General features: G+C 69.7%; 26 protein-coding genes and 4 tRNA genes. 21 read left to right on the forward strand and 9 right to left on the reverse strand.

The features are described 5' to 3' along the window. Window positions 1-3 precede the first annotated feature (3 nt). From ACFXOA_RS26225 to ACFXOA_RS26250, 6 genes are all read left to right on the forward strand, one after another. Window positions 4-1,554, forward strand: coding sequence for a NuoM family protein (locus ACFXOA_RS26225; RefSeq protein WP_385033472.1), 1,551 nt, complete (start codon window positions 4-6; stop codon window positions 1,552-1,554). Beyond that, complete coding sequence (locus ACFXOA_RS26230; RefSeq protein ID WP_385033378.1) at window positions 1,551-3,086, forward strand: NADH-quinone oxidoreductase subunit N; 1,536 nt, start codon at window positions 1,551-1,553, stop codon at window positions 3,084-3,086. The genes ACFXOA_RS26225 and ACFXOA_RS26230 overlap by 4 nt, the downstream gene beginning before the upstream one ends. Before the next feature lie 137 nt (window positions 3,087-3,223). Next, complete coding sequence (gene mscL, locus ACFXOA_RS26235) at window positions 3,224-3,688, forward strand: large conductance mechanosensitive channel protein MscL (protein WP_385033381.1); 465 nt, start codon at window positions 3,224-3,226, stop codon at window positions 3,686-3,688. A 211-nt stretch (window positions 3,689-3,899) separates the two neighbouring features. Continuing rightward, window positions 3,900-4,763 (forward strand): zinc metalloprotease HtpX, encoded by an 864-nt coding sequence (gene htpX / locus ACFXOA_RS26240; RefSeq protein ID WP_385033384.1) that lies wholly within the window; start codon window positions 3,900-3,902, stop codon window positions 4,761-4,763. Continuing rightward, entirely contained in the window at window positions 4,760-5,152 is a 393-nt protein-coding gene (locus tag ACFXOA_RS26245; protein WP_385033386.1) for a YccF domain-containing protein, read from the forward strand. The genes htpX and ACFXOA_RS26245 overlap by 4 nt, the downstream gene beginning before the upstream one ends. A gap of 80 nt (window positions 5,153-5,232) precedes the next feature. Further along, complete coding sequence (locus ACFXOA_RS26250) at window positions 5,233-5,505, forward strand: GlsB/YeaQ/YmgE family stress response membrane protein (protein ID WP_385033388.1); 273 nt, start codon at window positions 5,233-5,235, stop codon at window positions 5,503-5,505. A gap of 96 nt (window positions 5,506-5,601) precedes the next feature. On the opposite strand, the gene ACFXOA_RS26255 is transcribed toward ACFXOA_RS26250, so the two are convergent. Continuing rightward, entirely contained in the window at window positions 5,602-6,090 is a 489-nt protein-coding gene (locus ACFXOA_RS26255) for a YajQ family cyclic di-GMP-binding protein (protein WP_365519184.1), read from the reverse strand. 162 nt (window positions 6,091-6,252) lie between these two features. Between ACFXOA_RS26255 and ACFXOA_RS26260 the strand changes: the two genes are divergently transcribed. After that, window positions 6,253-6,334: transfer RNA gene (locus ACFXOA_RS26260), tRNA-Tyr, on the forward strand. Window positions 6,335-6,817: 483 nt separating this feature from the next. Here the strand turns inward: ACFXOA_RS26260 and ACFXOA_RS26265 are convergent. From ACFXOA_RS26265 to ACFXOA_RS26290, 6 genes are all read right to left on the reverse strand, one after another. Next, window positions 6,818-7,252: a hypothetical protein gene (locus tag ACFXOA_RS26265; protein WP_385033391.1), complete on the reverse strand. Its 435-nt coding sequence runs from the start codon at window positions 7,250-7,252 to the stop codon at window positions 6,818-6,820. A gap of 247 nt (window positions 7,253-7,499) precedes the next feature. Next, window positions 7,500-8,336, reverse strand: a complete 837-nt coding sequence (locus tag ACFXOA_RS26270) for a hypothetical protein (RefSeq protein WP_385033394.1) — start codon at window positions 8,334-8,336, stop codon at window positions 7,500-7,502. A gap of 50 nt (window positions 8,337-8,386) precedes the next feature. Then, window positions 8,387-9,586 carry an MFS transporter gene (locus tag ACFXOA_RS26275; protein ID WP_385033397.1) on the reverse strand — a complete coding sequence of 400 codons (1,200 nt, stop codon included), beginning with the start codon at window positions 9,584-9,586 and terminating at the stop codon, window positions 8,387-8,389. A gap of 71 nt (window positions 9,587-9,657) precedes the next feature. Continuing rightward, window positions 9,658-10,317, reverse strand: coding sequence for a DedA family protein (locus ACFXOA_RS26280; protein WP_385033400.1), 660 nt, complete (start codon window positions 10,315-10,317; stop codon window positions 9,658-9,660). 302 nt (window positions 10,318-10,619) lie between these two features. Further along, complete coding sequence (locus ACFXOA_RS26285) at window positions 10,620-11,276, reverse strand: SDR family oxidoreductase (protein WP_385033403.1); 657 nt, start codon at window positions 11,274-11,276, stop codon at window positions 10,620-10,622. Window positions 11,277-11,310: 34 nt separating this feature from the next. Next, entirely contained in the window at window positions 11,311-12,534 is a 1,224-nt protein-coding gene (locus tag ACFXOA_RS26290) for an amidohydrolase family protein (RefSeq protein WP_385033406.1), read from the reverse strand. 285 nt (window positions 12,535-12,819) lie between these two features. On the opposite strand from ACFXOA_RS26290, the gene ACFXOA_RS26295 reads away from it, so the two are divergent. From ACFXOA_RS26295 to ACFXOA_RS26320, 6 genes are all read left to right on the forward strand, one after another. Further along, window positions 12,820-12,892: transfer RNA gene (locus tag ACFXOA_RS26295), tRNA-Thr, on the forward strand. 45 nt (window positions 12,893-12,937) lie between these two features. After that, window positions 12,938-13,010: transfer RNA gene (locus ACFXOA_RS26300), tRNA-Met, on the forward strand. A gap of 89 nt (window positions 13,011-13,099) precedes the next feature. Further along, entirely contained in the window at window positions 13,100-13,264 is a 165-nt protein-coding gene (gene rpmG, locus ACFXOA_RS26305; protein ID WP_003956487.1) for a 50S ribosomal protein L33, read from the forward strand. Between the two features lie 99 nt (window positions 13,265-13,363). After that, the gene (locus ACFXOA_RS26310) at window positions 13,364-13,816 is read left to right on the forward strand and encodes a MaoC family dehydratase N-terminal domain-containing protein (RefSeq protein WP_385033409.1); all 453 of its coding nucleotides are present in this window, start codon (window positions 13,364-13,366) and stop codon (window positions 13,814-13,816) included. After that, window positions 13,816-14,244 carry a MaoC family dehydratase gene (locus ACFXOA_RS26315; protein ID WP_385033411.1) on the forward strand — a complete coding sequence of 143 codons (429 nt, stop codon included), beginning with the start codon at window positions 13,816-13,818 and terminating at the stop codon, window positions 14,242-14,244. Before ACFXOA_RS26310 ends, ACFXOA_RS26315 begins: the two co-directional genes overlap by 1 nt. Before the next feature lie 109 nt (window positions 14,245-14,353). Further along, window positions 14,354-15,409, forward strand: a complete 1,056-nt coding sequence (locus ACFXOA_RS26320; RefSeq protein ID WP_385033414.1) for a UDP-N-acetylmuramate dehydrogenase — start codon at window positions 14,354-14,356, stop codon at window positions 15,407-15,409. 149 nt (window positions 15,410-15,558) lie between these two features. Here ACFXOA_RS26320 and ACFXOA_RS26325 read toward each other — a convergent pair whose 3' ends face one another. After that, window positions 15,559-16,572, reverse strand: coding sequence for an adenosine deaminase (locus ACFXOA_RS26325; protein WP_385033417.1), 1,014 nt, complete (start codon window positions 16,570-16,572; stop codon window positions 15,559-15,561). Between the two features lie 121 nt (window positions 16,573-16,693). Then, window positions 16,694-17,920: a pyridoxal phosphate-dependent aminotransferase gene (locus ACFXOA_RS26330; RefSeq protein ID WP_385033420.1), complete on the reverse strand. Its 1,227-nt coding sequence runs from the start codon at window positions 17,918-17,920 to the stop codon at window positions 16,694-16,696. A gap of 213 nt (window positions 17,921-18,133) precedes the next feature. Here ACFXOA_RS26330 and ACFXOA_RS26335 point away from each other — a divergent pair. The 8 genes from ACFXOA_RS26335 (at window position 18,134) to rpoB (ending at window position 26,485) form a co-directional block, all read left to right on the forward strand. Further along, window positions 18,134-18,206, forward strand: a tRNA-Trp gene (locus tag ACFXOA_RS26335). Between the two features lie 106 nt (window positions 18,207-18,312). Next, window positions 18,313-18,597, forward strand: a complete 285-nt coding sequence (secE, locus tag ACFXOA_RS26340) for a preprotein translocase subunit SecE (RefSeq protein ID WP_362552607.1) — start codon at window positions 18,313-18,315, stop codon at window positions 18,595-18,597. 73 nt (window positions 18,598-18,670) lie between these two features. Next, on the forward strand, window positions 18,671-19,537 hold the full coding sequence (gene nusG / locus ACFXOA_RS26345; protein WP_385033424.1) for a transcription termination/antitermination protein NusG: 867 nt from the start codon (window positions 18,671-18,673) through the stop codon (window positions 19,535-19,537). Between the two features lie 177 nt (window positions 19,538-19,714). Continuing rightward, window positions 19,715-20,149, forward strand: coding sequence for a 50S ribosomal protein L11 (gene rplK / locus ACFXOA_RS26350; RefSeq protein ID WP_073220156.1), 435 nt, complete (start codon window positions 19,715-19,717; stop codon window positions 20,147-20,149). 83 nt (window positions 20,150-20,232) lie between these two features. Then, window positions 20,233-20,955: a 50S ribosomal protein L1 gene (gene rplA, locus ACFXOA_RS26355; RefSeq protein WP_362552613.1), complete on the forward strand. Its 723-nt coding sequence runs from the start codon at window positions 20,233-20,235 to the stop codon at window positions 20,953-20,955. Window positions 20,956-21,365: 410 nt separating this feature from the next. Further along, window positions 21,366-21,923 carry a 50S ribosomal protein L10 gene (rplJ, locus tag ACFXOA_RS26360; RefSeq protein ID WP_385033427.1) on the forward strand — a complete coding sequence of 186 codons (558 nt, stop codon included), beginning with the start codon at window positions 21,366-21,368 and terminating at the stop codon, window positions 21,921-21,923. Window positions 21,924-22,007: 84 nt separating this feature from the next. After that, a complete protein-coding gene (gene rplL / locus ACFXOA_RS26365) occupies window positions 22,008-22,391 on the forward strand; it encodes a 50S ribosomal protein L7/L12 (protein WP_362552619.1) in 384 nt (127 codons plus the stop codon). Window positions 22,392-22,999: 608 nt separating this feature from the next. Further along, on the forward strand, window positions 23,000-26,485 hold the full coding sequence (gene rpoB, locus ACFXOA_RS26370) for a DNA-directed RNA polymerase subunit beta (RefSeq protein WP_385033431.1): 3,486 nt from the start codon (window positions 23,000-23,002) through the stop codon (window positions 26,483-26,485). Window positions 26,486-26,561: the final 76 nt, after the last annotated feature.

The raw sequence follows: 26,561 nt of genomic DNA on the forward strand, positions 1-26,561 counted from the left end.
GTGATGCAGTTCCTTCTGGCGTTCGTCGTCGTCGCCCCGCTCCTCGGCGCGGTCGCCGCGCTGCTGCCCGCCCCTCCCGGGCTCAAGGGCAGGAACCCCGACCAGGCGGTGCTCCGCCACGGCATGACCGTCACCGGCGCCGTGCTCGTCGCCGCGCTCGTCCTCGCCGCGGGATTCGACCACGACCACCCGTCGAAGATGCAGGCCACCACGGACATCAGCTGGATCCCCGCACTCGACGTGCGGATCCACCTCGGTACCGACGGCATCTCGCTCCCCCTCCTCGTACTGACCGCGCTGCTGACCTTCCTCTGCGCGCTCCACAGCTACTTCAAGCCCCCCGCGGGCCCCTCCCCGAAGGCATTCGTCGCCCTCGTCCTCGTGCTCGAGTCCGGCACCCTCGCGACCTTCGCCGTCCTCGACCTGATCCTGTTCTTCCTGGCCTTCGAGATGGTCCTCATCCCGATGTACTTCCTCATCGCCCGCTGGGGCGGCGCGGCGAGGCAGCCCGCCGCCTGGAAGTTCATCCTCTACACACTGCTCGGTTCCGTGATCATGCTGCTGGGGCTGCTGCTCATCGGACTGAAGAGCGGCACCTTCGACATGGTGGCACTCGCCACTGACAACGGCCGCGAGCTCACCACATCCGTGCAGGTCATCGCCGTACTCGCCATCGGCATCGGGCTGGCGGTCAAGACCCCGATGTGGCCCCTGCACAGCTGGCTGCCCGACGCCCACACCGCGGCGCCCACCGTCGGCTCCGTCCTCCTCGCGGGCGTCCTGCTGAAGATGGGCACCTACGGCTTCGTGCGCATCCTGCTGCCCGCCGCCCCCGAGGGGATGCAGACCTTCGCGCCCGGTCTCGCCGCCTTCGCCGTCGTGGGGATCGTCTACGGATCCCTCGCCTGTCTCGCTCTCGCCCGCCCGGGATCGAAGGGCGACCTCAAGCGTCTGATCGCCTACTCCTCCGTGGGCCACATGGGCTTCGTCCTGCTGGGCATCGCGACCATGACCCCGACCGGTGTGAACGGCGCGCTCTTCGCGAACATCGCCCACGGCCTCATCACCGGCCTGCTGTTCTTCCTGGTCGGCGCCGTCAAGGACCGCTACGGCACGGCCGACCTCGACACCCTCTCCGGAGCCACCGGGGCCGCCCTCTACGGCCACGCCCCCCGGCTCGGCGGCCTCCTCGCCTTCGCCGCGGTCGCCTCCCTCGGACTCCCCGGCCTCGCCGGGTTCTGGGGCGAGATGCTCACCCTGTTCGGCGCCTTCGACCCCGCCGAAGGGCTCAACCGTCCGGCCTTCCTCACCTTCATGGCGATCGGCGCCGTCGGGACCCTGCTCACCGCCGCGTACATGCTGATCGTCGTACGCCGGATCTGCATGGGCGAACGACGGGAGCAGCCGCAGCCGGTCGCCGACATCCGGCGCCACGAACTCGCAGCCTGGACACCCCTCGCCGCCCTCACCGTCCTCGCCGGACTCTGGCCCGCCGTCCTCCTCGGCCTCACCGACCCGGCCGTGCAGAAGCTCCTCGCAGGAGGCAAGTCGTGACCGTGGCAGCCGGCAGCGCAACCGGGGCGGCGAGCCTCGTCCAGTCCGTCGACTGGCTCGCGATCGCGCCCCCCGTCATCGTCGCCTCAGTGGCCCTGATCGTCCTCGTGGCCGATCTCTTCACCGCCGAACGTCACAAGCCACTCCTCGGCTATGGGGCCGTCGCCGGGCTCGTGGCGGCGCTCGCGACGCTCGTCCCGCTGCGGGCGGGGGACCGCTCCACCTTCTGCCTCACCGAAGGCACCCGGGCATGCAGTTACGACGCCGACCACTTCGCCCTCGTCATCCAGGCGCTGGTGCTCGGCGGAGCGCTGCTCACCGCCCTCCTCTCGATCGGCGACACCCGCAAGCTCCCCGCCGGCGAGTTCTGGTTCCTGCTCCTGTCGTCAGCCGCGGGCGCCGCCCTGCTGCCCGCCTCCCGGGACCTGGCCACCCTCGTGGTGGCGCTCGAGGTCGCCTCGCTGCCGGCCTTCGCGCTCGTCGGCATCAAGCGCGGCGACCGGCGCTCCTCCGAGGCGGCCCTGAAGTTCTTCCTGTCCTCCGTGGTCGCCACCGCGGTGACACTCCTCGGCGTCAGCTTCGTCTACGCGGCCACCGGCACCATGCACCTCACGGAGATCGCCGGACGCCTGGACGACGTACCCGGCGCGTTCACCACCCTCGCCGAGACGGGCGTCGTCCTCACCCTCGTAGGCTTCGCCTTCAAGACCGCCGTCGCCCCCTTCCACTTCTGGGTCCCCGACACCTACGTCGGCGCCCCCCTCCCCGTAGCCGCCTACCTCTCCGTGGTCGGCAAGGCCGTCGGCTTCTCCGGACTCGTCCTCGTCACGGTGGTCGGCTTCCCCTCGTACGGCGACCTCTGGGGCCCCGCCCTGGCCGTCCTCGCCGCCCTCACCATGACCGTCGGCAACCTCGCGGCCCTCAGGCAGAACGCCGACCGCGCCCGGAGTGCCGTACGCCTTCTCGCCTGGTCGTCCGTCGGCCAGGCCGGCTACCTGCTCGTCCCCGTCGCGGCGGCGGCGTACGCCGGTGACGGGCAGATCGGATCCACCGTCGCCTACGCCCTGATGTACGCCGTGGTGAACCTCGGGGCCTTCGGGGTCGCCGCCCTGGTCGCCCGCACCGCCCCCGGAAACCGGCTCCGCGACTACCGGGGCCTGTACGCCACACGCCCCCTGGCCGCGCTCGCCCTGGGCTTCTTCCTGCTCTGCCTGGCGGGCCTGCCGCCCGGCATCATCGGCCTCTTCGCCAAGGTCACGGTCTTCTCCGCGGCCGTGGACGCCGGGCTCGGGTGGCTCGCCGTCGTCATGGCCGTCAACGTGGTGATCGCCCTCTACTACTACCTCCGCTGGACCGCCGCGCTCTTCGCGGCCCCGGAGGCCGACGCGGCCGGGGCGACCGCCTCCACGGCGCCCGCACGACGCGTCCCCGCCCCGCTCACGCTGGCCATCGTCCTCGCCGCCGTAGCCGGAGTCACACTCTCCGGGGCGCCCCAGCTCATCCTCCGCTTCGCCGCGGTCAGCCTCTTCTGAGCCCCCGGGACCAGCTTGCCCGGGATGCCGCGGACAGGGCATGGTCTTGCGTGCACGGGTCAGGAGTATGCGTGTACGCGCCACGGACCGAGGGCGCGGGACGGGCACGCCGAGAAGAGCACAGAGGAGTCAGAGCGGTGCTGAACGGGTTCAAGGACTTCATCCTCCGCGGGAACGTCATCTCCATGGCCATCGGCCTCGCCGTGGGAGCCGCCTTCACCGCCGTCGTCACCGGCTTCAGCAACGCCTTCATCGTGCCGCTCATCGGACTCTTCACCCGCGGCACCGGCGACTTCAGCAAGGCCTCCTACACCGTCGACGGCGTGAAGTTCCCCTACGGGCTCTTCATCAGCGCCGCGATCGCCTTCCTCATCACCGCCGCGGTCCTCTACTTCCTGGTCGTCGTGCCCATGGCCAAGGTCCAGAACCGCTTCACCGCCAAGCAGGAGGAGGAGAAGGCGGACATCAAGGCCGCCCTCCGCGACTGCCCCCACTGCTTCACCGAGATCCCCTCCGTCGCCACCCGCTGCGCCCACTGCACCAGCGAGGTCGAGCCGGACGCCGAGGCGCGCGCCCTCGCGGGGCTCCCCGCACAGCGCTGACCGGCAGGGCGTCCCGCCCGCGACCGGCACACCCACCCGAACGGCCCAGGGGCGGATCCATCCGGATCCGCCCCTGCCGCCTGTGCCCCCGGCCACCCGGCACAAGGGAACTAGCTCCTTCCGCCTCGCGTTGACCAGTACGGGAGGTTCCACTGGAGGTGGAGCACCACCGAGCAAGGGTTCCCCTGCCGCACCACTTGGAGGGCGTACCGTGCACCGCCGGCACAACGGGCTGAGAACCGCTGTTCTCCTCGGGGGCCTTTCGGCCCTCATCATCGTCATCGGCAGCTTCTTCGGGCGGACCGGGCTGCTCGTGGCGCTCCTCGTCGCGCTCGCCACCAACGCCTACGCGTACTGGAACAGCGACAAACTCGCCCTGCGCGCGATGAGAGCCCGCCCGGTCAGCGAATTCGAGGCACCGCAGCTCTACCGCACGGTGCGCGAGCTCTCGACCGCGGCCCGCCAGCCCATGCCCCGGCTGTACATCTCCCCGACGCAGGCCCCCAACGCCTTCGCCACCGGCCGCAACCCGCGCAACGCCGCCGTGTGCTGCACCGAGGGAATCCTCCAGATCCTCGACGAGCGCGAGCTGAGGGGAGTCCTCGGCCACGAGCTGAGCCACGTCTACAACCGCGACATCCTCATCTCGTCCGTCGCGGGAGCCCTCGCGTCCGTCGTCATGTTCCTGGTGAACTTCGCCTGGCTGATCCCCGTGGGCAGATCGGACGACGACGACGGTCCGGGCCTTCTCGGAATGCTCCTGATCATGATCCTCGGGCCGCTGGCGGCCTCCGTCATCCAGCTGGCGGTGAGCCGCTCCCGCGAGTACCAGGCCGACGCGTCCGGCGCTCAGCTCACCGGGGACCCGCTCGCCCTGGCGTCCGCGCTGCGCAAGCTGGACGCCGGCACCAAACAGCTTCCGCTTCCCCCCGAACCGCGGATCGAGACCGCGAGCCACATGATGATCGCGAACCCGTTCCGTCCCGGCCAGGGCATGTCCAAGATGTTCTCCACCCACCCGCCCATGGCTGAACGCATCGCCCGACTCGAGCAGATGGCAGGGTACCGACCATGAACGCAATCCTGAACGTCATTTGGCTGATCCTGTGCGGCTTCTGGATGTTCCTGGGCTACATGCTCGCGGGGATCCTGCTCTGCATCACGATCATCGGCATCCCCTTCGGCGTGGCCGCGTTCCGTATCGGCGTCTACGCCCTGTGGCCCTTCGGCCGCACCGTCGTGGACCGTCCGGGCGCCGGTGGCGGCTCCCTCGTCGGCAACGTCCTCTGGGTGATCCTGGCGGGCTGGTGGCTCGCGCTCGGTCACATCTGCACCGGCATCGCCCTGTGCGTCACGATCATCGGCATCCCGCTGGGAATCGCGAACTTCAAGCTCATCCCGGTCTCGCTGATGCCCTTCGGCAAGGAGATCGTCCCGAGCGACCAGCCGCTCGTGGGGCACTGACGAAGCAGCCGGCCGGCAACCGTACCCGCCCCCGCAGGCGTCCCTGCTTGCAGGAACAAGTGACGGGTAGGTAGACGAACATGAGCATCATCGGTTGGATAATCCTCGGGCTGCTGGCCGGCGCCATAGCAAAGATCCTCCTGCCGGGCCGCGACCCCGGCGGCATCATCGGCACCACCATCATCGGCATCATCGGCGCGTTCCTCGGCGGCTGGCTCTCGTCCCGCTTCCTCGACCGCCCCATCAACACCGACTTCTTCGACGCGGCCACCTGGGTCGCGGCGATCGCGGGCTCCCTCGTCCTGCTGATCGCCTACCGCCTGCTCTTCGGCAACTCCCGCGAACGCCGCTGACCGCCGTCCCGGACGGCCGGAGCGTACGACAACGGGGCGGAGTGCCCACCGGCACTCCGCCCCGTTGCCCGACCCGCTGCACCGGCAGCGGACCCTCTACCGGTAGTTGGTGAACTGCAGCGCGAAGTCGAGGTCCTTGCCCTTGAGCAGCGCCTGCACCGCCTGCAGATCGTCCCGGCTCTTGGAGCTGACGCGCAGCTCATCGCCCTGGACCTGAGCCTTGACGCCCTTGGGGCCCTCGTCGCGAATGATCTTCGCGACCTTCTTGGCGTTGTCCTGGGAGATGCCCTCCTCGATGGAGGCGAAGATCTTGTATTCCTTGCCGGAGAGCTGCGGCTCACCCGCGTCCAGCGACTTCAGGGAGATTCCGCGCTTGATCAGCTTGGACTGGAAGATGTCGAGGATCGCCTTGACCCGCTCCTCGCCGTTCGCCTCCATGAGGATCTTCTCGCCGGACCAGGCGATCGACGCGCCCGTCCCCTTGAAGTCGTAGCGCTGGGAGATCTCCTTGGCGGCCTGGTTGAGGGCGTTGTCGACCTCCTGCCGCTCGACCTTCGAGACGATGTCGAAACTGGAGTCGGCCATGACGTGTGGCTCCTTGCGTCGTATGCGTTGGGTACGGCACAAAGCCTAGCCACCCCCGCCCCCGTCAGGCGCTGATCAACCAGGTGGCGGAGCACCCCTGGGTATCGGGTATCGTTTACGTCGTCGCCAAGGAGCCCCCAGGGGATCCGAGGCGTCGTTCCAGGCGGTGTGCCCGAGTGGCCAAAGGGAGCAGACTGTAAATCTGCCGGCTCAGCCTACCCAGGTTCGAACCCTGGCGCCGCCACAGGACGGGAAACCCCGTCCGACCTGCTGAAACAGCGGGTCGGGCGGGGTTTCTGCGTGTGGGCCGGTGCCGCCACGGAACGGACCTGCCTGCCTCCGGAATCTCCTGCCGTCCCACCGGGATCCGGTCCCTGCCAGGGCGCGGCAAGGCGTGTCCCCCCAGCCGTCCCCCGGGGGCACGGGCTCGCTCGGTCTCGCCCCACTCTCCTTCCGCTCCCGTGGTGCGGTGCCGGTCGCGAGGAGCACGATCCATCGGCTGGGCCGGTCCACCCGTTCACCGTCGGGCACGGCGCCCTTCCGCAGGACGGCGACGGCGAAGAGCCCGTCGCCGTCCTGCCGGCCGTCCCCGGGGGCAGGTGCCGCCTGCGGAGAGGAGCTGCCGGGGGTCGAAGCGGCCGGGAGTTCCGTGCGCCGGGTGAGGCCGGTGTCGCGTCCGCACCCACCCGCCGACCCCGCTACGAGGGGGCCGGATGGGTTCGGGAGGTCAGCCGCCCAGGGGCAGTACGGCCGCTATCGCGTTCCGCTCCTTGCGTGCGATCAGAGGGAAGATGATCTTCAGGCCCTGCTCGTCCTCCTGCGAGGAGACGACGAACGACGAGTTGAGCACGCGCTCCTTGATCTCCGAGCGCACGAGCCCGGCGAGGGGAATCGTCATCAGGTGCTCCTCGGGCCGCGCGAACGTCGGGTTGGCCCGGAAGACGAAGATGCGGCGGTCGGTCATCGCGAGATACATGGGGGCCGGGACGGGGATCACGGCCATCGCGCCGCCGCTCACGAGCGCCGAGGCAGCCGCGAACGCGGCGGTCCGGCGTACGGAGACCGTGCTCAGGTTCACGATGGTCGCCACTTCGACCCGTTCCCCGGTCTCGAGCATGGGGTCGATGGCGGCCAGCAACAGCCGGCGGCGCTTTCCGTTCATGGGCGTACTCCTGCGAGGTCGGATGCGAGCCGGGGCGGATGCTTCCGCCCGGCGTACTGGCTCGCCGCATCCGGATGCCGTTTGCATGCCGGGACCCCAGGACATCGCTCCGGGCCGGACTCTCCTCGCGGGACCCGGCCGGCGTGAGCTGTGGGCATACCTTGCCACACACCCTTTCCGGACCCCGCCGGAGCACCCGGGACGGGCCGTACGGGGGCCGGGTGCCGTCCCGGAGAGCTGTGCGGGATCAGGGCCGCTCGTAGAACTGCAGCACCCCGCCGGCGCAGAAGCAGAGCGCACCTGCGAGCGTTCCCCAGTTCGCGATGTCGACGTTCACGACGCTTCCCGTAGCGGGCCGGGTGAAGTCGGCCAGGGCCGACACCATGAAGAGTGCCGACCCGAACTGGTTGACCGCGACGATCCACCAGCCGAGTTCGTGCGGCCGGAGGCCCGGCCGGCCGTGGCAGACCTCCACGAGGGCCAGATGTCCCGACACGAGGAAGAGTGCGCAGCCGATCAGGTCCGGGGCCCAGACCAGCCCGTTCTCCTGCCGCACCGAGAGCCCTTGCAGGAGGGAGCCGACCAGGTTGATGCCGAACACCAGCGTCCCCACGAACAGCAGGAAGGTGCTGAGCCAGTCGATCCTGCCGGGCTCGTAGCGCCACCATCTCCAGCGCCGTGCGGCAAGAGCACCGGCCCCGCTGTCGCGGCGCGGAGCGTTGACCGCTTCGAGGAGGGCGGCGTAGCCACCCGCGTTGAAGAACAGGCCGCCGGCGAAGTAGATCCACGCGCCCCTCGCGTCGACGGGGCCGAACTGGGCCACCGCCGCCCCGGCGACGAACAGGCCCCCACCGACTGCGAACGAACCGGCTGTCAGTGTGTTCAGCCTGCGCAGGCGGCGCACCGAGCCCCGGTCCGCGCTCCGGGACCGGGACTCGGCCGCATCCGCTGCCCTGACGGTGAGCAGGCCCCTCTTGCGCGCCCGCCGTGACTCCCAGACAGCGGTCGCCCCGTCGTCGAGGCGCCAGGTCAGCCGGGTGGTGAACGGTCCCGCGCGCTCGGCGGTCTCCTCGGTCCGACTCACCTGCCGACTCCAGTCCTCGGGTTCCTGTATGCCCTGTACTCGTCCCCGGCTCAGGAGCCGGGCACCGCCGACGGCCGGCGCACCAGATAGACCCCCGCGGCCACGACCAGGGCGGCCATGCAGGCGATGAAGACCAGACCGGCGTCCTGGAGTCCGACGTGGACGGACAGGACGCCCACGCCGATCACCGGCAGGGAGATCCCCGTGTAGGCCACCACGAAGAGCGTGGAGACGACCGCCGCCCGGTGGTCCGGGGGAGAGGCGTTCGCCACCTGCGCCAGGGCGGCGCGGAAGGTCAGGCCCTGGCCTCCGCCGCCCAGAACAGCACTCAGCACGACCAGGGGGAGCAGATGCCACCACAGCGCGCCCGCGAGCAGCGCCAGGCCGGCGAGGAGGCCCGCGCATCCCAGGGGCAGCGAGCGCGCCTCGCCGATCCTGCCGACGGCGGTCTGCCCGGCGATCGAGGAGAAGAAGGCGAGCGCCACGATCACCCCGCTCACCGCGTGGTTCTCCACATCGAGGTACTGCGCCAGGAAGGCGGGGCTCACCGCGGTGAACACCCCGAAGAGAGCGAAGCCGGTGAAGGACGCGAGTGCGGCCGGCCTGAACACCTCGCGGACCTCGGGGGGAAGCCCGGGCCGCTGCGGCCGCACCGTGCCCAGGGGCCGTCGCTGACGCACCGTCTCCCTCAGCCGGAGCAGGACGGCCGCCGAGACGGCCACCAGCACCAGGTGCACGATGAACGCGAGATACAGCGGCCAGGGCGCGAACTGCGCGAGGATTCCGGCGAGCAGGGGCCCGCACCCCAGGCCGCCCATGTTGGCCGCGGTGGCCACCAGTGAGGCCCTGGGGGAACCCTTCCCCGGCGCCAGCTCCATGACGTACGCCGTGGCCGCCCCCGTGAAGAGGCCGGCCGAGAGCCCGGACAGCAGGCGTCCCGCGAAGAGCCAGCCCAGGGCGGACGCGCACAGGAAGCAGACCGCGCTCGCCGCGGCGAACCCCAGGCCCGACAGCAGTACGGGGCGTCTGCCCACCGCGTCGGACGCGTTGCCCGCCAGCAGCAGCACACCGATGACCCCGAAGGCGTACACGGCGTAGACCACGGTCACCGTGAGTTCGGAGAATCCGAGTTTTTCCTGGTAGAGGCTGTACAGCGGGGTCGGCAGGGTGGTTCCCGCCATGCATACGGCGAACACCGCCCCGGCCGTGTAGCAGGGGAGCCAGCCTCGGCGTTCAGGGACACCGTCCATGGGGCGACGCTAACCCGCCGCCCGCGCCGGGACCGCATCGCCTCGCCCCGAAGGGGGGAGGGGCCGACGGGTCAGTGGGCGTCGTGGGAACGGTCGGAGCGGCGCACCCGGCGGACCACCCAGGTCACGACGGCCACCGCCACCAGGGCCAGGACTGCCTTGGAGGCCAGCCCGACGTAGTCACCCACGACGTCCCAGCGGTCGCCCAGCCAGTAACCGGCCATCACCAGAACCGAGTTCCAGATCAGGCTGCCGAGCGCGGTCAGCGGGACGAACACCCGCACCGGCATGCGTTCCACCCCGGCGGGGACGGAGATCAGGCTGCGGAAGACCGGGACCATCCGGCCGAAGAGGACGGCCTTGGTCCCGTGCCGGCCGAACCATTCCTCCGTACGTGTCAGGTCGGAGGCCTTCACCAGGGGCAGCTTCGCCCAGAGGGCGTGCATGCGTTCACGGCCGAAGGACGCGCCGATCCAGTACAGGACGACGGCCCCCACGACCGAGCCGAGCGTGGTCCAGAACAGCGCCGACGGCAGACTGAGCACCCCCTGGCCCGCGGCGAACCCGGTCAGCGGGAGGATCACCTCGCTCGGCAGCGGCGGGAAGAGATTCTCCAGCGCGATCGCCAGCCCGGCGCCGGGGCCGCCGAGCGTCTCGACCAGCCCGGTGGCCCAGCCCGCTATGCCGCCGTCGGGTTTCTGCGGCGCTGCCGCCGAGGTCACGAGTTGCAAAGGGTCTCCAGGGCGGAAGGACGGCCGTGTGCGGCCCGGGCCGGTCACCGGAACAGGGGCGCCGGGGTGGCCGGGCGCGTGGACCGTGTCCTTCCGGTACCCGCTGCCGGAGACCGGAAGCGCCCCGGCGGAAACCGGAAGCGCCCCGGCGGACACCGACGGCGTGGTCCCGTCCGCGAGGGACCACGCCGGGGACGGTTCTGCCGACGAGGGATCTGCGGGCGAGTGACCACTCCGGTGAGGGATCTGCCCGCGAGGGGGACCTGCCGACGATTACCCGTACAACGGCGGACGGGCCCCTCTCAGTTCCCCGCCACGTCCTTCACCGCGACGGCGACCGGCTTGGATCCGCTGATCAGTTCCAAGGTCAGCCCCGCCGTGGCCGGGGTGTCGAGGAGTTCGGCGAGCACCGCCGCCACGTCGTCGCGGGGGACGGGACCGCGACCCGTCGACGCCGCCAGCCGGACCTCGCCCGTGCCCGCGTCGTTCGTGAGCATCCCGGGGCGCAGGATCGTCCAGTCCAGGCCGCTCCGGGCGCGTACGTCCGCGTCCGCGGCACCCTTGGCCCGCTGATAGACGTCGAACACCTCGTCGCCCTGATGGTCGGGGTCGGCGCCCATCGAGGACACCACGACGTACCGGCGTACCCCCGCGCGCTCGGCGGCGTCCGCGAAGAGCACCGCCGCTCCCCGGTCCACCGTGTCCTTGCGCGCGGCGCCGCTGCTCGGGCCGGCGCCGGCGGCGAAGACCACGGCGTCCGCGCCGCGCAGGACCTCCGCCACCTCCTCCACGGAAGCCGATTCGAGGTCGAGGACGACCGGTTCGGCGCCCGCCGCCCTCAGATCCTCGCCGTGCTGCGGGTTGCGGATGACACCCACAGCCTCGTCACCACGCGCGGCGAGCATCCGCTCCAGCCGCAGCGCGATCTGACCATGTCCACCTGCGATGACAATGCGCATGCTTCCGACCGTACGCCGCCGGCGCGGCCGGTGCTCAAGGCCCGCCGCCGGGGCCGGAATCCGCCCGTCCCTGACGCGGGAGGTCCAGGGCCGCGGCGGCGGCACCGGAGTCGCGGTACTCCCGTACGGCGCTGGTCCTGGCCACCACCCGGCCCCGGTGCACCACGATCCGGCTGTACGCGAGGGAGAGCGCGCCGGGCAGCCCGTCCCCCCGGACGGCGAGGAGTTCCGCCGGGAATCCGGCCTGGACGTGCGTGGCCGGCAGGCCCAGCGCCGCCCGGGCGCTCGTGGAGACGGATTCGTAGGCGTCCTCCGGTGCGAGGCCGCACTGGGAGGCGAGGAGGTAGGCGGCTTCCAGGGGGTCGCCGCGGCCGACCGGGTTGAAACCGTCCCTCAGGGCTCCGCCGCCCGCCGCCACCCGCACGCCGGCCGCACTCAGCAGCCTGACGGGAGGCGATCCGCGCAGCGGGGTCCCGGAGCAGCCGCCCTGAGGGAGGCAGATCACCGTCACGGCGGCCGCGGAGAGCCGCTCGGCGGCGCGGGCGGCCTCGTCGCCGGGGAGCAGCGAGAGGCCCGTGCAGGGGCCCAGGGCGACCTCCGTCCGCAGCTCGCCCGCCATCGACGCCAGCCGCGCGAGCCGGACGGTGTCCGTGCCGTCGGTGTGCAGGTCGGCGGGGAGCCCGCGGGCGGCGGCCAGGCCGAGGGCCGCCTCCGCGTGCCCGGTGGGGTCCGGATCGCGGTCGGGGTCGCCGCCGATCACGGCCGCGCCCCTGTCCAGGGCCTCCCGCAGCAGGGCGAGGCCGTCCGCGCCCGCCCGGCCGGTGAGAGGCCCGGGCACGGCGACCACGGTCAGTTCGGTGAGTCCCGTGAGTGAGCGGGCGGCGCCCAGGACGCCGTCGAGGCGCCCGAGGCCCTGGGCGTCGCCGACACGTACGTGGGTGCGCAGCGCGGTCGCCCCGTGGGCGGTCTGGAGCAGAGCCGCCTCGGTCACCCGGCGCCGCACGTCCTCGGGCCGCTGCGGGGGAGGGCCGTCCGCGGCGCCGGTGAGGGCCGTGTCCAGGTGGGCGTGGGGCTCGACGGGAGCGGGCAGCAGGAGGTGGCCGCGCAGGTCCAGCCGGGTCCCGCGGGTGGTGAGGCTGCCCGCGGTGCCCACCGCCTCGATGCGGGGTCCGGAGATCCGTACGTCGACGGTGCGCCCGTCCGTGAGCCGGGCGCCGCTCAGCAGGAGGGAGGGCGCGTCGCTGGGGCTGTCGGGCATCGAGCCGCTCCTGGATGGATCACAAGATCACGCCGGGTGGGCCGAGCCTAGGGCGGAGCCCCGCCCGTCCCGGGGAGCGGGCGATTAGTCGCACGAATGTGGCTGCCCGTGGGCGTCCCGGGGAGGGGCGTCGCGAGGCCCGGTGGATCCGCCCGCCGAGATCGCGTACGGGCTGATCAAGGGCCTGATCAGGGGGGTCGGCGCCGGGCTCCGGCGGGGTTCGGTGCGGGCCGCGGAAACGGATTTGGGCGATCGGCGACAGACCGTGTAATGTCTTCCTCGCTCGCCCCAATAGCTCAGTCGGTAGAGCGTCTCCATGGTAAGGAGAAGGTCTGCGGTTCGATTCCGCATTGGGGCTCTGGTGACCGGGTGAACCCGCTTCGGCGGGGGATCCCGGCATCAAAGCGGTGTAGCTCAGTCGGTAGAGCAAGCGGCTCATAATCGCTGTGTCACCGGTTCAAGTCCGGTCACCGCTACTAACGGTAGCCGATTGTGGGGTCGGTCCTTCGATCGGCTACCCTTTTATGCGTTCATCCGTCAATCCGTCCGTCCAAGGAGCACTCACGTGGCTGCCACCGACGTCCGCCCGAAGATCACGCTGGCCTGCGTGGAGTGCAAGGAGCGGAACTACATCACCAAGAAGAACCGGCGTAACAACCCGGACCGTCTTGAGATGAAGAAGCACTGCCCGCGCTGCAACTCGCACACCGCGCACCGCGAAACGCGCTGAAACAGGCTCGTACACGAGGCCGTCCCCACTGGGGGCGGCCTCGTGTCGTTGTATTGGGTCCCTCGCCCACAGTCGATTTCATCAGGAGGTACCGGGCTCATGGCGCTCGACCAGTCCTTCGTGGGGCGGACCTATCCGCCCACCCCCGCCTACGAGGTCGGCCGGGAGAAGATCCGGGAGTTCGCGGAGGCGGTGGGAGACGCCAACTCCGCGTACGTGGATCCGGACGCCGCCAAGGCGCTGGGGCATTCCGACGTGATCGCCCCGCCGACGTTCGTCTTCTCCATCACCTTCAAGGCCGCGGGCCAGGTCATCGAGGATCCCCAGCTGGGTCTGGACTACAGCCGCGTGGTGCACGGTGACCAGAAGTTCGCCTACACGCGTCCCGTGCGGGCCGGCGACAGGCTGACGGTGACCTCCACCATCGAGGGCATCAAGTCGATGGCGGGCAACGACATCCTGGACATCCGGGGCGAGGTCCACGACGAGTCCGGTGAACACGTGGTGACCGCGTGGACCAAGCTGGTGGCGCGGGCCGCCGAGGAGGCGTGATGACGGCGAACATCGCATACGGGTCCGTCGAGGTCGGCACCGAGCTGCCGGCGCAGTCGTTCCCTGTGACGAGGGCCACACTGGTGCGGTACGCGGGAGCCTCCGGCGACTTCAACCCGATCCACTGGAACGAGAAGTTCGCCCGCGAGGTCGGCCTGCCGGACGTCATCGCGCACGGCATGTTCACGATGGCCGAGGCGATCCGTGTGGTCACCGACTGGGCCGGCGACCCGGGCGCGGTCGTCGAGTACGGCGTGCGCTTCACGAAGCCGGTCGTCGTACCGAACGACGAGACCGGCGCGGTCGTCGAGGTCAGCGCCAAGGTGGCCGCCAAGCTGGACGACAACCTGGTGCGCGTCGACCTGACGGCGACGAGCGACGACAAGAAGGTGCTGGGCATGTCCCGCGCGGTCGTCCGCCTCGCCTGAGGAGCGGCCCCGCCCGCGAGACGAGGGCGCCGTCCCCATCGGGGAGGGCGCCCTCCGCGCGTCCGTGGCCCTGCCCGGAGGCGCGGAGCGCGGACCGTACTCTTGTCCCGTGCAGGAACTCCACGACGCTCCCCTCGCCCCCCTGACCACCTTCCGGCTCGGCGGCCCGGCCGCCCGGCTCCTGACGGCCACCACGGACGACGAGGTGATCGCCGCCGTACGCGAGGCCGATGACAGCGGCACCCCGCTCCTGGTCGTCGGCGGTGGTTCCAACCTGGTCATCGGGGACAAGGGCTTCGACGGGACGGTGCTCCGCATCGCCACCGAGGGCTTCGAGCTCTCCGGCACGGAGCTCGAACTCGCCGCCGGTGAGGTGTGGACCGACGCCGTCGCCCGCACCGTCGAGGCGGGCCTGGCAGGCATCGAGTGCCTCGCCGGGATCCCGGGATCCGCGGGGGCGACACCCATCCAGAACGTCGGCGCCTACGGTCAGGAGGTGTCCTCGGTCATCACCGAGGTCGTCGCCTACGACCGGACGACCGGCCGGACGGTCACCCTCGCCGACGAGGACTGCGCGTTCTCCTACCGCCACAGCCGCTTCAAGGCCGCCCCCGACCGCTTCGTCGTGCTGCGTGTCCGGTTCGGCCTGGAGGACGCGGGCGGGCTGTCCGCGCCGCTGCGCTACCCGGAGACGGCGCGGGCCATGGGCGTCGAGCAGGGGGAGCGCGTGCCCCTCGCCTCCGCCCGCGAGACCGTCCTCAGGCTGAGGGCGGGCAAGGGCATGGTGCTCGACCCGGAGGACCACGACACCTGGTCGGCCGGGTCCTTCTTCACCAACCCCATCCTGGACGAGGCCGAGCACAACGCCTTCCTGGCCCGGGTCGCCGAGCGCCTGGGCGCGGACGTCACGCCCCCCGCCTTCCCGGCCGGCGACGGACGGGTGAAGACCTCCGCGGCCTGGCTCATCGACAAGGCGGGCTTCACCAAGGGGTACGGCACGGGGCCCGCCCGCATCTCCACCAAGCACACCCTCGCCCTGACCAACCGGGGCGGCGCCACCACCGAGGACCTCCTCGCCCTGGCCCGGGAGGTCGTCGCCGGGGTGCGCGACGCCTTCGGAGTGACCCTCGTCAACGAACCGGTGACGGTCGGCGTCGACCTGTAGGACGGCGGTGCGGCCTGGGCGGCCGCACCGGGGCCACTCACGGCCGCCCCCGCACGTCCACGGGTGTCCCGCCCCGCCTCACCGGCGCCGCACCCCGGGAGCCCCATGACGAGTTCGCGGCCGCCCCGGCGCGCACGCTGCCGGCGGGATCAGCCGACGATCCAGGCGTCGATGCCGTCCAGCAGCCTCTCCCGCACCTCGGGCGGGGCCACCGACGCCCGTACCGACTGACGTGCCAGCTCGGCGAGCTCCTCGTCGGTGAACGCGTGGTGGCGGCGCACGAGTTCGTACTGCGCGGCCAGACGGGAGCCGAACAGCAGCGGGTCGTCCGCGCCGAGCGCCATCGGCACCCCCGCGTCGAACAGAGTGCGCAAGGGTACGTCGGAGGGCTTCTCGTAGACGCCCAGAGCCACGTTGGACGCCGGGCAGACCTCGCAGGTCACCCCGCGCTCCGCGAGCCTGCGCAGCAGTCTCGGGTCCTCGGCCGCCCGCACGCCGTGGCCGATCCGGGCCGCGTCGAGGTCGTCGAGGCAGTCCCGCACGCTCGACGGCCCCGCCAGCTCGCCGCCGTGCGGCGCCGCGAGCAGACCGCCCTCGCGGGCGATGGCGAAGGCGCGGTCGAAGTCCCTGGCCATGCCGCGGCGTTCGTCGTTGGAGAGCCCGAAGCCGATCACGCCCCGGTCTGCGTAGCGGACGGCGAGCCTCGCCAGCGTCCGGGCGTCCAGCGGGTGCTTCATCCGGTTCGCGGCGATGACCACCCTGATCCCCAGCCCGGTCTCCCTCGCCGCGCTGTCCACGGCGTCCAGGATGATCTCGATGGCCGGGATGAGCCCGCCGAGCAGCGGGGCGTACGACGTGGGGTCGACCTGGATCTCCAGCCAGCCGGAGCCGTCCGCGACGTCCTCCATGGCGGTCTCGCGCACCAGCCGCTGGATGTCCTCGGGTGCGCGCAGACAGGACCGGGCGATGTCGTAGAGGCGCTGGAAGCGGAACCAGCCGCGTTCGTCCGTGGCCCTGAGCTCGGGTGGCTCCCCGCTCGTCAGCGCATCGGGCAGGCGGACCCCGTACTTGTCCGCCAGTTCGAGCAGGGTCGTCGGGCGCATCGACCCGGTGAAGTGCAGGTGCAGATGGGCCTTGGGCAGTCGCCGTACGTCACGCTCCATTCAGGGATCTTGCCGCATCCGCGGGGCCCCGCGGTAGCCGGATTCCCTTCCGGGTTATGCCTCGAACACAAAAGTGGTCCCCGGCGCGAGCCGGGGACCACTTGTGAACCAGGGTGCGCGATCAGTCGCGCGCCTCGCCCAGCAGCTTCTGGAGCCGCGAGACACCCTCGACGAGGTCGTCGTCGCCCAGCGCGTAGGACAGGCGCAGGTAACCCGGCGTGCCGAACGCCTCGCCCGGCACCACGGCGACCTCGGCCTCGTCCAGGATGAGCGCCGCGAGCTCGACGGAGTCCGCGGGACGCTTGCCCCGGATCTCCTTGCCGAGCAGGCCCTTCACCGACGGGTAGGCGTAGAACGCCCCCTCGGGCTCGGGGCAGAGGACGCCCTCGATCTCGTTGAGCATGCGCACGATCGTCTTACGCCGGCGGTCGAAGGCCGACCGCATCTCGGCGACCGCGTCCAGCGGTCCCGAGACCGCCGCCAGCGCCGCCGCCTGGGCGACGTTGCTGACGTTGGAGGTGGCGTGCGACTGCAGGTTGGTCGCGGCCTTGACGATGTCCTTCGGGCCGATGATCCAGCCGACCCGCCAGCCGGTCATCGCGTAGGTCTTGGCGACACCGTTGACCACGATGCACTTGTCGCGCAGCTCGGGCACGACCGCGGGGAGCGAGGCGCTCGCGGCGCCGCCGTACACGAGGTGCTCGTAGATCTCGTCCGTCATGACCCACAGGCCGTGCTCGACGGCCCAGCGGCCGATGGCCTCGGTCTCGGCCTCGGTGTACACGGCGCCCGTCGGGTTCGACGGCGAGACGAACAGGACGACCTTCGTGCGCTCGGTGCGCGCCGCCTCCAGCTGCTCGACGGAGACCCGGTAGCCGGTGGTCTCGTCGGCGACGACCTCGACCGGGACACCGCCGGCGAGCCGGATCGACTCGGGGTAGGTGGTCCAGTACGGGGCGGGGACGATGACCTCGTCGCCCGGGTCGAGGACCGCGGCGAAGGCCTCGTAGATGGCCTGCTTGCCGCCGTTGGTCACCAGGACCTGGGAGGCGTCGATCTCGTAGCCGGAGTCGCGCAGCGTCTTCGCCACGATGGCGGCCTTGAGCTCGGGGAGCCCGCCCGCCGGGGTGTAGCGGTGGTACTTCGGGTTGCGGCACGCCTCGATCGCGGCGTCCACGATGTAGCCGGGGGTCGGGAAGTCGGGCTCGCCGGCGCCGAAGCCGATCACCGGACGCCCGGCGGCCTTCAGTGCCTTGGCCTTGGCGTCGACGGCGAGGGTGGCGGACTCGGAGATCGCACCGACGCGGGCCGAGACCCGGCGCTCGGACGGAGAAGTTGCAGCGCTCATGTCCCCCATGTTCCCAGACCGTAAATCCCCGTGGCACAGGGGTTTCAGGGACCGGACAGGGTTCGGACAGCATCCGGACAGGACCGGTCGGTAGTTGTCTGTTCGACGCGGGGCCCCTGAACACGTACACTCACCTGTCGTTGGCCTTCATCAGCCACACCGTTTCCCCACCGAACCACGGGGGGAGATGCGGTAGGTTGGTGGACACCACAAAGGGTCGTAGCTCAATTGGTAGAGCACTGGTCTCCAAAACCAGCGGTTGGGGGTTCAAGTCCCTCCGGCCCTGCTACACACTCCTTCGCCAGGATGTGTGCGCATGTACGTACTTCAATGCACCGCCGTGCGGCTCCACCGGGCGCGGCACGGCCACGACCCGGAATCAGGTGAGTAGCGTGACGGACGCCGTGGGCTCCATCGACATGCCTGATGCCGAGGACGAAGCCCCCGAGTCGAAGAAGACACGCAAGGGCGGCAAGCGCGGAAAGAAGGGCCCTCTGGGCCGTCTCGCGCTTTTCTACCGCCAGATCGTCGCCGAGCTCCGCAAGGTCGTCTGGCCTACGCGCAGCCAGCTGTCGACCTACACAGCCGTGGTGATCGTGTTCGTGGTCGTCATGATCGGTCTCGTCACCGTGATTGACTTCGGATTCGCGCGGGTCATCAAGTACGTCTTCGGCTGATCCCGCGGAGGGCGCCTCACCGGCGCCCCTTTCGCATGTTCCACCCATATGTATCCAGGAAGAAGCAGCCATCGTGTCTGACCCGAACCTGAACGACGACGCCGAGCCCACGGCGAGCGCCGTCGAGTCCGCCGAGGACGAGCTCGACATCGTCGAGGCGGCGGATGCCGTGGCCCCGGACCAGGTCGAAGCTGCTGACGCCGCCGCCGGCGAGCCCGCCGAGCAGGATGCCGTGCGCGCCGAGTCCGACGAGGATGAGGACGACGAGGCCGTCGAGGCCGCGGACGAGTCCGACGCCGAGCCCGCTGAGGAAGCCGCCCCGGTCGACGCCGTCACCGCCCTCCGCGAGGAGCTGCGCGGACTTCCCGGCGAGTGGTACGTCATCCACACGTACGCCGGCTACGAGAAGCGCGTGAAGGCCAACCTGGAGCAGCGCGCCGTCTCGCTCAACGTCGAGGACTTCATCTACCAGGCCGAGGTGCCCGAGGAAGAGATCGTCCAGATCAAGAACGGTGAGCGGAAGAACGTCCGTCAGAACAAGCTCCCGGGATACGTCCTGGTGCGCATGGACCTGACGAACGAGTCCTGGGGTGTTGTCCGCAACACGCCCGGCGTCACCGGCTTCGTGGGCAACGCCTACGACCCGTACCCGCTGACCCTGGACGAGATCGTCAAGATGCTCGCCCCCGAGGCCGAGGAGAAGGCCGCCCGTGAGGCCGCCGAGGCCGAGGGCAAGCCGGCACCGGCCCGCAAGGTCGAGGTCCAGGTCCTGGACTTCGAGGTGGGCGACTCGGTCACCGTCACCGACGGCCCGTTCGCGACCCTCCAGGCCACGATCAACGAGATCAACGCCGACTCGAAGAAGGTCAAGGGCCTCGTCGAGATCTTCGGTCGCGAGACCCCGGTCGAGCTCAGCTTCGACCAGATCCAGAAGAACTGACGGCTTTCCGCCGACATCTGGACACATGCCTACCGAGCAGGTCAGACGGGCTTCGCAGCCGGTCTGACCTGCTCGGTTTTTGGTCGCGCAGCTATACCCGTTATCGTTGTGCGGTATGCCTCCATCCGGATGACCGGATTGGCGGCGAAACACTCTCACTAGGACCCGGAGAGAGCAATGCCTCCCAAGAAGAAGAAGGTCACGGGGCTTATCAAGCTCCAGATCAACGCCGGTGCGGCCAACCCGGCCCCGCCGGTCGGTCCCGCGCTGGGCCAGCACGGCGTCAACATCATGGAGTTCTGCAAGGCCTACAACGCCGCGACCGAGTCGCAGCGTGGCATGGTCGTGCCGGTGGAGATCACGGTCTACGAGGACCGCTCCTTCACCTTCATCACCAAGACTCCGCCGGCCGCCAAGCTGATCCTGAAGGCCGCGGGCGTGGAGAAGGGCTCCGGCGAGCCGCACAAGACCAAGGTCGCCAAGCTCACGGCCGACCAGGTCCGCGAGATCGCCACGACCAAGCTCCCCGACCTGAACGCCAACGACCTCGACGCCGCGTCGAAGATCATCGCTGGCACCGCCCGTTCCATGGGCATCACGGTCGAAGGCTGAGTCAGCCCTCGTAGCCCCTCAGTGGTAGGACCAAGCGCTGGTCCGCACCACGACTCCACACTCTGAAATCATCAGGAGCAGAAGTGAAGCGCAGCAAGAACCTCCGCGCTGCGGACGCGAAGATCGACCGGGAGCGTACCTACGCCCCGCTCGAGGCCGTCCGTCTCGCCAAGGACACCGCCACCACGAAGTTCGACGGCACCGTCGAGGTCGCGTTCTGCCTGGGTGTTGACCCGCGCAAGGCCGACCAGATGGTCCGTGGCACCGTGAACCTCCCGCACGGCACCGGCAAGACCGCCCGGGTCCTGGTCTTCGCGACCGGTGACCGTGCTGCGGCCGCGGAAGCCGCGGGCGCCGACATCGTCGGCGCCGACGAGCTCATCGACGAGGTGGCGAAGGGCCGTCTGGACTTCGACGCCGTCGTCGCCACGCCGGACCTCATGGGCAAGGTCGGCCGCCTGGGCCGCGTGCTCGGTCCGCGTGGTCTGATGCCGAACCCGAAGACCGGCACCGTCACCCCCGATGTCGTCAAGGCTGTCAACGACATCAAGGGCGGAAAGATCGAGTTCCGCGTCGACAAGCACTCGAACCTGCACTTCATCATCGGAAAGACCTCTTTCGATGACACGAAGCTGGTCGAGAACTACGGCGCCGCCCTGGAGGAGATCCTCCGTCTGAAGCCGTCCGCCGCCAAGGGCCGCTTCATCAAGAAGGCGACCATGACGACGACGATGGGCCCCGGCATCCCGCTGGACGCCAACCGCACGCGCAACCTCCTCGTCGAGGAGGACCCGGCCGCCGTCTGAGCCCTCGTGCTCACCCGGTAGCCGCGTCGACGGCATGGGACGGGCCCCGCGGTCTCCTCGGAGAGCGCGGGGCCCGTCCGCGTGTCCGGCCGGCGCTGCACGCGGTATTCCCGGACCGTCCCAGCAGCCGATAAACCTCGTCCGGGGGGCGAACCGGGACGGATTTGCTCCGAACGGCCCGAGTCGCGTACGCTCATCAGGAAGCCAAAGACCGCTGGTCGTTGCCGTGTCCTCGCAAGAGGGAGCGGCGACCGAAGGATCCGTCAAGAACGGGCGACCTGCGCAGGTGACTGTGGAAAGCTCCTGGATCTCGATCCGGTCGAGCTGTGCCCTGGCGCCTGCGCCGGGGCGTTTTTTCTTTCCCGGCCCCTTCTGAGCGGTCCTCATCACCCGGAAGGAGGCCGACGCTCATGGCAAGGCCCGACAAGGCTGCCGCGGTAGCCGAGCTGACGGACCAGTTCCGCAGCTCGAACGCCGCCGTGCTGACCGAGTACCGGGGTCTCACCGTGGCACAGCTCAAGCAGCTGCGCCGTTCGCTCGGTGAGAACGCCCAGTACGCCGTGGTGAAGAACACGCTGACCAAGATTGCGGCCAACGAGGCCGGGATCAACGCGCTGGACGACCTGTTCACGGGTCCGACGGCGGTTGCCTTCGTCACCGGTGACCCGGTGGAGTCGGCGAAGGGTCTTCGTGACTTCGCCAAGGACAACCCCAACCTCATCATCAAGGGCGGTGTCCTTGACGGTAAGGCGCTGTCCGCCGATGAGATCAAGAAGCTCGCGGACCTCGAGTCCCGCGAGGTTCTGCTCTCCAAGCTGGCCGGTGCCATGAAGGGCAAGCAGTCTCAGGCTGCCGCACTCTTCCAGGCGCTGCCCTCGAAGTTCGTCCGCACCGCGGAAGCGCTTCGTGCCAAGAAGGAAGAGCAGGGCGGTGCCGGTACTCCGGCTCCCGCCGAGGCCGCAGAGTAATCACGCTCAGCGGTCCAGCGGGCTCCACGTACGCCCGCCGACATATACATCCGGCACCTGCCGAATAGTGGAAGGACGCCTGTCATGGCGAAGCTGTCCCAGGACGACCTGCTCGCGCAGTTCGAAGAGATGACCCTCATCGAGCTCTCCGAGTTCGTGAAGGCCTTCGAGGAGAAGTTCGACGTCACCGCCGCCGCCCCGGCCGCCGTCGCCGTCGCGGGCCCGGGTGCCCCGGCCGCCGAGGCCGCTGCCGAGCAGGACGAGTTCGACGTCATCCTCACCGGCGCCGGCGAGAAGAAGATCCAGGTCATCAAGGTCGTGCGTGAGCTGACCTCGCTGGGCCTGAAGGAGGCCAAGGACCTCGTCGACGGCACCCCGAAGCCGGTCCTCGAGAAGGTCGCGAAGGAGGCCGCCGACAAGGCTGCCGAGTCCCTCAAGGCCGCCGGCGCCTCCGTCGAGGTCAAGTGACCCTGCGAGTCCTCTGACTCCTCAGGACCCTCTCTGCCGCGAGGCGGGGATGTCACATCGCAAAGGGCGATCACCCATCCGGGTGGTCGCCCTTTGGCGTGCCCCCGGAGGCTGCCTTGAACTTCCGCGCGCGGCGAGTAGGGTGATCTTCGCCGTGCGTTTCTCCGGAGCGCCGTGAGGCGTCAACAGGCGTCCTTCCGGCCCAGGTGAAGATCGCCGGTCGTCCGCCGGGGCCCCCGGGGCCTTGACGAACCGCACGCGGCGCGCAATTCTCAGGACGCGTCGTCATCTCGATCCGCATCCGAGGCATGGATCGAGAGCGAAGAGGGCAGTAAAGAAGAGCGCACACAGCGCGAGGGCGATTCATAGGTGTTGAGAACAGCTGTTGAGAGCAACGTGGGTCTCTGAGAACCCCGACTGGACATCAGTGTGCCACTTGGCTACACTGACCCTTTGCGCTGCCTGTTAGCTGCCTCCTGCCCGTCACCAGGGGCATGCCCACGCCTAGCATCGATGCCGGACCTTCCCTGACCTGGGATCTCTGTCTCTGTGCGTGGCTTGGGGCCGGTACGCGCGTAGTGAGTCCGAGCCCTCGGAAGGACCCCCTCTTGGCCGCCTCGCGCAACGCCTCGACCTCGAATACGAACAACGGTGCCAGCACCGCCCCGCTGCGCATCTCTTTTGCAAAGATCAAGGAGCCCCTCGAGGTTCCGAACCTCCTCGCGCTGCAGACCGAGAGCTTTGACTGGCTCCTCGGCAACGCCGCCTGGAAGGCTCGCGTCGAGGCTGCTCTGGACAGCGGACAAGACGTCCCCACCAAGTCCGGCCTGGAAGAGATCTTCGAGGAGATCTCCCCCATCGAGGACTTCTCCGGGTCGATGTCGCTCACGTTCCGCGACCACCGCTTCGAGCCCCCGAAGAACTCGATCGACGAGTGCAAGGAGCGCGACTTCACGTACGCCGCGCCGCTCTTCGTCACGGCCGAGTTCACCAACAACGAGACCGGCGAGATCAAGTCCCAGACGGTCTTCATGGGCGACTTCCCGCTCATGACCAACAAGGGCACCTTCGTCATCAACGGCACCGAGCGTGTCGTCGTGTCGCAGCTCGTGCGTTCGCCGGGTGTCTACTTCGACTCCTCCATCGACAAGACGTCCGACAAGGACATCTTCTCCGCCAAGATCATCCCGTCCCGGGGTGCCTGGCTGGAGATGGAGATCGACAAGCGCGACATGGTCGGTGTCCGCATCGACCGCAAGCGCAAGCAGTCCGTCACCGTCCTTCTGAAGGCTCTCGGCTGGACCACCGAGCAGATCCTCGAGGAGTTCGGCGAGTACGAGTCCATGCGCGCCACCCTGGAGAAGGACCACACCCAGGGCCAGGACGACGCGCTGCTCGACATCTACCGCAAGCTGCGCCCGGGCGAGCCGCCCACGCGCGAGGCCGCTCAGACGCTGCTCGAGAACCTCTACTTCAACCCGAAGCGCTACGACCTCGCGAAGGTCGGCCGCTACAAGGTGAACAAGAAGCTCGGCGCCGACGAGCCGCTCGACGCCGGTGTCCTCACCAGCGACGACATCATCGCGTCCATCAAGTACCTGGTGAAGCTGCACGCCGGTGAGACCGAGACCGTCGGCGAGTCCGGCCGCTCGATCATGGTCGAGACCGACGACATCGACCACTTCGGCAACCGCCGTATCCGCAACGTCGGTGAGCTGATCCAGAACCAGGTCCGCACGGGTCTCGCCCGCATGGAGCGCGTCGTGCGCGAGCGCATGACCACCCAGGACGTCGAGGCGATCACGCCGCAGACCCTGATCAACATCCGGCCGGTCGTCGCCTCCATCAAGGAGTTCTTCGGCACCAGCCAGCTGTCCCAGTTCATGGACCAGAACAACCCGCTGTCGGGGCTGACGCACAAGCGTCGTCTGAACGCCCTCGGCCCGGGTGGTCTCTCCCGTGAGCGGGCCGGCTTCGAGGTCCGTGACGTCCACCCGTCGCACTACGGCCGCATGTGCCCGATCGAGACGCCCGAAGGCCCGAACATCGGTCTGATCGGCTCGCTCGCCTCCTACGGCCGGATCAACCCCTTCGGGTTCATCGAGACGCCGTACCGCAAGGTCGTCGAGGGCGTCGTCACCGACGACGTCGACTACCTCACGGCCGACGAGGAGGACCGCTTCGTGATCGCCCAGGCGAACGCGACGCTGTCCGACGAGATGCGCTTCACCGAGGCCCGCGTCCTCGTCCGCCGTCGTGGCGGCGAGATCGACTACATCCCCGGTGACGACGTCGACTACATGGACGTCTCGCCGCGCCAGATGGTGTCCGTCGCCACCGCGATGATCCCGTTCCTCGAGCACGACGACGCCAACCGTGCCCTCATGGGCGCGAACATGATGCGTCAGGCCGTCCCGCTCATCAAGAGCGAGGCGCCGCTGGTCGGCACCGGCATGGAGTACCGCTGTGCCACCGACGCCGGCGACGTGCTCAAGGCCGAGAAGGCGGGTGTGGTCCAGGAGGTCTCCGCGGACTACATCACCGTGACGAACGACGACGGCACGTACACCACGTACCGCATCGCCAAGTTCTCGCGCTCCAACCAGGGCACCTCGGTCAACCAGAAGGTCGTCGTCTCCGAGGGCGACCGGGTGATCGAGGGCCAGGTCCTCGCCGACGGTCCGGCCACCGAGAACGGTGAGATGGCGCTCGGCAAGAACCTGCTCGTGGCGTTCATGCCGTGGGAGGGTCACAACTACGAGGACGCGATCATCCTGTCGCAGCGCCTCGTGCAGGACGACGTCCTCTCCTCGATCCACATCGAGGAGCACGAGGTCGACGCCCGTGACACCAAGCTCGGCCCGGAGGAGATCACCCGGGACATCCCGAACGTCTCCGAGGAGGTCCTCGCCGACCTCGACGAGCGCGGCATCATCCGCATCGGTGCCGAGGTCGTCGCCGGCGACATCCTCGTCGGCAAGGTCACGCCCAAGGGTGAGACCGAGCTGACCCCGGAGGAGCGCCTGCTCCGCGCGATCTTCGGTGAGAAGGCGCGCGAGGTCCGTGACACCTCCCTGAAGGTGCCGCACGGTGAGATCGGCAAGGTCATCGGCGTCCGCGTCTTCGACCGCGAAGAGGGCGACGAGCTGCCGCCGGGCGTGAACCAGCTGGTCCGCGTCTACGTCGCGCAGAAGCGCAAGATCACCGACGGTGACAAGCTCGCCGGCCGTCACGGCAACAAGGGTGTCATCTCCAAGATCCTCCCGATCGAGGACATGCCCTTCCTCGAGGACGGCACCCCGGTCGACATCATCCTCAACCCGCTGGGTGTCCCGTCCCGAATGAACCCGGGACAGGTCCTGGAGATCCACCTCGGCTGGCTCGCCAGCCGCGGCTGGGACGTCTCCGGCCTCGGTGACGAGTGGGCGCAGCGCCTGCAGGCCATCGGCGCCGACCAGGTCGCCCCCGGCACCAACGTCGCCACGCCCGTCTTCGACGGTGCGCGCGAGGACGAGATCTCGGGTCTCTTCGGAGCCACGATCCCGAACCGCGACGGCGACCGGCTGGTCCAGCCCTCCGGCAAGGCCCAGCTGTTCGACGGCCGCTCCGGCGAGCCGTTCCCGGACCCGGTCTCGGTCGGGTACATGTACATCCTCAAGCTGCACCACCTGGTCGACGACAAGCTCCACGCGCGTTCGACCGGCCCGTACTCCATGATCACGCAGCAGCCGCTGGGTGGTAAGGCGCAGTTCGGTGGGCAGCGATTCGGTGAGATGGAGGTGTGGGCCCTTGAGGCTTACGGCGCCGCATACGCCCTCCAGGAACTGCTGACGATCAAGTCCGACGACGTCACGGGCCGTGTGAAGGTCTACGAGGCGATCGTCAAGGGCGAGAACATCCCCGAGCCGGGCATTCCCGAGTCCTTCAAGGTGCTCATCAAGGAAATGCAGTCGCTCTGCCTCAACGTGGAGGTGTTGTCCTCGGACGGCATGTCCATCGAGATGCGCGACACGGACGAGGACGTCTTCCGCGCGGCGGAGGAGCTCGGTATCGACCTGTCCCGGCGCGAGCCGAGCAGCGTCGAAGAGGTCTGACGGGTTGCCCGGCCGGATCCCAGTGATCCGGCCGGCCCTCCCCGGACCCGTTCAGACCATTGCTGAAGTGCCCCGT

Origin of the sequence: Streptomyces sp. NPDC059166 (assembly GCF_042755185.1) — a bacterium.
In the GTDB taxonomy this organism is placed as follows: Bacteria; Actinomycetota; Actinomycetes; order Streptomycetales; family Streptomycetaceae; genus Streptomyces.